At 73.6% G+C, this 5,338-nt stretch carries 5 protein-coding genes; 1 reads left to right on the top strand and 4 read right to left on the bottom strand.

What is annotated here, in order from left to right; translation table 11 throughout:
- Window positions 1-114: 114 nt before the first annotated feature.
- Entirely contained in the window at window positions 115-765 is a 651-nt protein-coding gene (locus GTW40_RS26100) for a class I SAM-dependent methyltransferase (RefSeq protein WP_161182613.1), read from the top strand.
- 14 nt (window positions 766-779) lie between these two features.
- Here the strand turns inward: GTW40_RS26100 and GTW40_RS26095 are convergent, their stop codons facing one another.
- The 4 genes from GTW40_RS26095 to GTW40_RS26080 form a co-directional block, all read right to left on the bottom strand.
- The gene (locus GTW40_RS26095) at window positions 780-1,178 is read right to left on the bottom strand and encodes a hypothetical protein (protein WP_161182612.1); all 399 of its coding nucleotides are present in this window, start codon (window positions 1,176-1,178) and stop codon (window positions 780-782) included.
- 44 nt (window positions 1,179-1,222) lie between these two features.
- A complete protein-coding gene (locus tag GTW40_RS26090; RefSeq protein WP_237525699.1) occupies window positions 1,223-2,275 on the bottom strand; it encodes a hypothetical protein in 1,053 nt (350 codons plus the stop codon).
- A gap of 718 nt (window positions 2,276-2,993) precedes the next feature.
- On the bottom strand, window positions 2,994-3,932 hold the full coding sequence (locus GTW40_RS26085) for an N-acetylneuraminate synthase family protein (protein WP_161182611.1): 939 nt from the start codon (window positions 3,930-3,932) through the stop codon (window positions 2,994-2,996).
- A 14-nt stretch (window positions 3,933-3,946) separates the two neighbouring features.
- A complete protein-coding gene (locus GTW40_RS26080) occupies window positions 3,947-5,206 on the bottom strand; it encodes an N-acylneuraminate cytidylyltransferase (protein WP_161182610.1) in 1,260 nt (419 codons plus the stop codon).
- Window positions 5,207-5,338: the final 132 nt, after the last annotated feature.

Raw genomic sequence — 5,338 nt, 5'->3', positions numbered from 1 at the left:
GGGGGGGGCGTGTGGGGGTGGGGGCTTTGTGTCGGGCGCGTGGGTTGGTGAAGGGTGGCGCCTGGTCGGGTTGCCGGGGTGTCGGTGGGGGGTGGCGGAGTAGGGTGCGGGGGCGTGACTGAGACGCACACCGGCTTTCTGCATGCGACCCGTTCCTCCTACGACGCGATCGCCAAGGACTACTCCGCCGAGTACCCGTCCTCGTTGACGTACCCCCTGGACCAGGCGCTGGTGGCGTCGTTCGTCCGGCTGGTGGTGGCGAACGGGCCGGAGCCGGTGGCCGATCTGGGGAGCGGGCCGGGGTATGTCACGGCTCATCTGCACGAGCTGGGCGTACCGGTCTTCGGGGTGGACGTCTCCCCCGCGATGGTCGCGCTCGCGCGCGCCGCGCACCCCCGGATCCGGTTCCACGTCGGCTCGATGACGTCCCTCGATCTGCCGGACGGGACCCTGGGCGGCATCCTCGCCCTCTACTCCACGATCCACGTCCCCGACGCGCACCTGCCCGCCGTCTTCGCCGGTTTCCGCCGCACGCTGGTGCCCGGCGGCCACGTCCTGCTGGCCTTCCAGGCCCGTACGGACACCGGCCACCTCCATCTGGCCGAACGCTTCGGCCACGACATCGACCTCGACTACTACTGGCGCACCCCGGAGCAGATGGCCGGGCTGCTCTCCGAGGCGGGACTCACCCCCGTGGCGACGATGCTGCGGGAGCCGCAGGAGGACGAGAAGCGGGCGCGGGGGTTCGTACTGGCCCGGAAGTAGCCGGGGTCCGTGCTTCAGATCGGCTCCGGCAGCGGGCCGAGCTGCGCGGCGACGCGCTCGCGCAGCAACAGGTACTCGGCCCAGCGGCGGAGCGCCGGGCCCGGCGGGCGCTCGACGACGCGGAGCGTGGTGATGGTCTGCCCGCGCTGGAACTGCTCGCGGGTCAGGTCGAGTTCGATGCCGTTGGCCAGCCGGTTCCACCAGTGGTAGCCGTGCTGGTCCCCGTCCAGGTGCACCTCGCCGACCACGAGCTCGCCGCCGAAGAGGTCGTGGACGAGCAGCGCGGTGATGTCGCAGTGTCCCCAGGCCGGGTTGGCGGGGCGCCAGTCGGGCAGGTCGTCGGGCGAGCACGTGTCGGCGGCCCAGCTCGTCCGCAGCGCCCGGTCGAGGTCCCGCAGGTTCCAGGGAGTCATCCGGGCAGCATCGCAGCACCCACTGACAGCCGGGCGGGACCTCCCTACGCCATCCGTACCGACGCCAGCCGGTGCACGTCCCGGGCCGTTCCCGTCACGCCCGACAGGAAGCCCTGGGCGCGCGGTGAGGCGTTCTCCGTGAGCCAGTCGGGGTCCACGTCGCAGACGGCCACGCGGACGCCGGTGCCCTTCAGGGCGAGGGGGAGGGTGTGGACGACGGTGGAGGGGAAGCTGAGGATCGTCCGGCCGATGGGGCCGCGGCGGGCGATCAGTTCCAGGGGGAGGTCGGGGCGGACGATCTCCAGGCCGGTCTCGCCCGCCAGGCGGTGGAGCTTGGCGGTGCTTTCGCGGCGGTGGGCGAAGTAGCGGGTGGCGCCATGAGTCTTGGCCAGGGTGTGTACGGCCTCCACATAGCGGTCCACGTCCACCACGCCGGTCTCCACCAGGGAGGTGCCGACCAGGTCGGCGCCCTTGGTGATGCGGGGCGGTCCGAAGCGGGCGCGGGTCCAGGTGAAGTCGTTCGCGGTGACCGTCACGCCCTCGGGGGTCTCCGTCACCGGCATCGCCGAGAAGACCTCGACGCGGCGGCCCGGTACCGGCGTGAGCCTGCGGCGGGCGGTGGCCGACACGGGGGCGAAGAGCAGATCGCGGGGGCCGGGGCGGCCGCCCTTGCGGTGCCAGCGCACCAGCCTTTCACCCCGGGCCAGTTGGGCGACGAACTCCATCGTCGCCGTCCCGTCGTCCACGACGACCAGGTCGCGGGCGCGGGTGATGGTCAGCAGGAGCTGCACGTACCGGGAGAACGGGTCGCCCATGACGATCCGCTCGGCCCGCCGCAACGGCCCCGCCAGCGCCCCGATCGTCTGCAACGGCGCCCCCGCCCCGCCCCGCGCCTCCTCCCAGCGCACCCGGTACCCCTCGTCCCGCGCCAGATCGGCCATCCGCCGCAGCTGGCCCCGGGTCATGGGATCGGTGGGCGCGAGCACGACGAGGGTCAGACCGGGCGCGGCCTCCCCGGGTACGCCGGACCCCGCGTCCCCCGGTCCCCCGCTCCCCGAAGACCGCCGCCCCCGCCCGGCCGGGGACGACGGGAGCAGGGCGGGCCGGGGCGGACGGTCGGTTTCGGGGGTGAGGGGCGCTTCCCCTCCGGGGCCCTGGGACAGGGACTGCCTGGGGAGCACTCCCGGCTCGGGGTGCTGGGCCGAAGTCGCTGCCAGAGCCGGCCCCGTCGCCGAGGGCGGGTACTGCGCGGGGGCCCCCGCCGGGTGTGGCCCCAGGGCCGGGCCGTCCGTCGCCGAGCGGGAATCCCGGTCGGGGGACCCCTCCGGGTGAGGGTCCAGGGCGTGGCCCTCCGAGTACGCGCCCGAGGCCGACCCCGTCACAGGGAGCGAATCCTGCGCGTGGGGTCCCACCCGGCGCCCGCCCGAGACCGGACCCGTCGCAGGAGGCGAATCCTGCGCGTGGGCCGCCTTCGGATCCGAACCCTGAGGGTGGTCCCCCACCGGGTAGGGCCCCGCCGGGCGTGCGCCCTGAGAAGGGCCCGCCGCCGGATGCGGGCCCACGGCCGGACCCGCCGCCGGGCGCGAGCCCAGCGACGAACCCGTTGCCGCCCCCTCAGCCGGACCCGAGCCCGTAGCCGGGCGCAAGCCCGGACCCGCGCCCGCGGCGCGGACCTCTGCCGGACCCAGGCCCTGGACGTGGGCCCACTCCAGTACGTTCAGCAGTTGCACGGGACTCTCGACGAACGCGAGGGTGTGGGCGTGTGGGGAACTCATCGGTGGGGGACCGTCCCGGGAGGGGTGTCGGGCTGAGGGATCAGACCGTGACCGGCTCGCCCGCCGCCGCGGCGATGTCCGCCTCGGCGACGACGCCGGTGACACGGCGCAGCTTCTTCATGGGGCCCAGCTCGGAGTCGTAGACCTTCTTGACGCCGTCGCCGAGGGACGCCTCGACGGCGCGGATGTCGCGGACCAGGCGCGTCAGGCCCTGCGGCTCGACGGAGGCGGCCTGGTCGGAGCCCCACATCGCGCGGTCGAGGGTGATGTGGCGCTCGACGAAGACGGCGCCGAGGGCGACGGCGGCCAGCGTGGTCTGCAGGCCCGTCTCGTGGCCGGAGTAGCCGATCGGGACGTTCGGGTACTCCTTCTCCAGCGTGTTGATCACGCGGAGGTTCAGCTCCTCGGCCTGCGCGGGGTAGGTCGAAGTGGCGTGGCACATCAGGATGTTGTCGCTGCCGAGCACCTCGACCGCGTGGCGGATCTGCCTCGGGGTGGACATGCCGGTGGAGAGGATGACCGTACGGCCGGTGGCGCGCAGCGAGCGCAGCAGCTCGTCGTCGGTGAGGGAGGCGGAGGCCACCTTGTGGGCGGGCACGTCGAACTTCTCCAGGAAGGCGACGGCCTCGGTGTCCCACGGGGAGGCGAACCAGTCGATCCCCTTCTCCTCGCAGTACTCGTCGATCCGCCGGTACTCGTCCTCGCCGAACTCGACGCGGTGGCGGTAGTCGATGTACGTCATCCGGCCCCAGGGCGTGTCGCGCTCGATGTCCCACTGGTCGCGCGGGGTGCAGATCTCCGGCGTGCGCTTCTGGAACTTGACGGCGTCGCACCCGGCCTCGGCGGCGGCGTCGATGAGCTTGAACGCGTTCTCCAGGTCGCCGTTGTGGTTGATGCCGATCTCACCGGTGACGTAGACCGGGCGGCCGGGGCCGACCTCGCGCGAACCAAGCTGACGGATACGGGAGTTGATGCTCATGTGAGGGTGTTTCCTTACCTGGGGAGGGATTCGAGCGAGGATCCGAGAAGCCAGCCGGCGACCTCCCGGATCGCACCGGCGCCGCCGCGCACGGTGGTGACGGCGCGCGCGGCGCCGCGTACGGCGTCGTGGGCGCCCGCGACCGCCACGGGCCAGCCGACGAGGGCGAAGCACGGGAGGTCGTTGACGTCGTTGCCGACGTAGAGCACGCGCTCGGGCGCGATGCCCTGTTCCTCGCACCACTGCTTGAGGGCGAGGTCCTTGCGGTCGATGCCGTGCAGCACGGGAAGCCGCAGCTTCCGGGCGCGGGCGGCGACCACCGGGTTGCGTTCCGTGGACAGGATCAGCATCTTCAGGCCGCTGTCGCGCAGGGCCGCGATACCGAGTCCGTCCCCGCGGTGCACGGAGACGAACTCCCGTCCGTCGGAGTCGATCAGCACCCGGTCGTCGGTCTGGGTGCCGTCGAAGTCGAGGACCACGGCGTCGATGTCGTCGTGGGTGGGGAGGGCGCCGGGCCGCTCGGTGTCGAGGAGCGGCGCGAGGGCGCGGGCGCGGGCGAGATCGTGCGGGTCGTCGATCTCCAGGACGCGGGCCGGGTCGGTGCGGACGAGTTCGGTCCGGCCGAAGAAGCGGTGGCCGTGGGTACGGAAGCCCGCCACGTCCATCGCGTACGCGGCGCCGGTCTCCAGCAGGTCCTGGGGGCGGTCCTGGCGGCGCGGACGTACGGACTTGTCGTGGTTGACGCCGTAACCGCCTTCGCCTGCAGCCTCGTTGGCGTAGCCGTCTCCCGCGGCCTCGTCGCCGTCGCGCCAGACGAAGCCGTGGAAGGGGGCGACCGTGACCGCCGTGTCGGCGGCTCCGGACGCGACGGCCGCGGCCACCCGGTCGACGTCCTCGCGGGCGACGAACGGGCTGGTGCACTGCACGAGCAGCACCACGTCCACGGTGGTGCCGTGGAGTTCCTCGTGTGCGTCCAGGGCGTGCAGCACGGCGGCCTCGGAGGTGGCCGTGTCCCCCGCGATGGCGGCCGGGCGCAGCGCCACATCGGCACCGGCGGCGCGGGCGGCCGCGGCGATGGCCGGGTCGTCGGTGGAGACGACCACGTCGGTGACGTGCGCCGCCGCGAGGCACTCCCGGACGGCGCGGGCCACCAGCGGCACCCCGCCGACGGGCGCCAGGTTCTTCGCGGGCACACCCTTGGAGCCGCCGCGCGCGGGGATCACCGCGAGCACCCGGCGCGGCGAGGTGCCGTCCTGGGGTTCGGGGTCGGACATGGAGTCTCCTTGAGAGGTGGTCGTGGGGGCCGGGTCCGTCACAGCTCCCCCATCCGCCGGATCACCGGGGCGACGCGCTGGACGCCGTGCCGGTACGCGCCGCGCGCCGCGCGGCGGACGATCTGGCGCACC

This window comes from Streptomyces sp. SID4985, assembly GCF_009863025.1.
Taxonomy (GTDB): domain Bacteria; phylum Actinomycetota; class Actinomycetes; order Streptomycetales; family Streptomycetaceae; genus Streptomyces.
The sequence above is the reverse complement of the archived record's forward strand: the minus strand, read 5'-3'. Positions and strand labels throughout refer to the sequence as shown.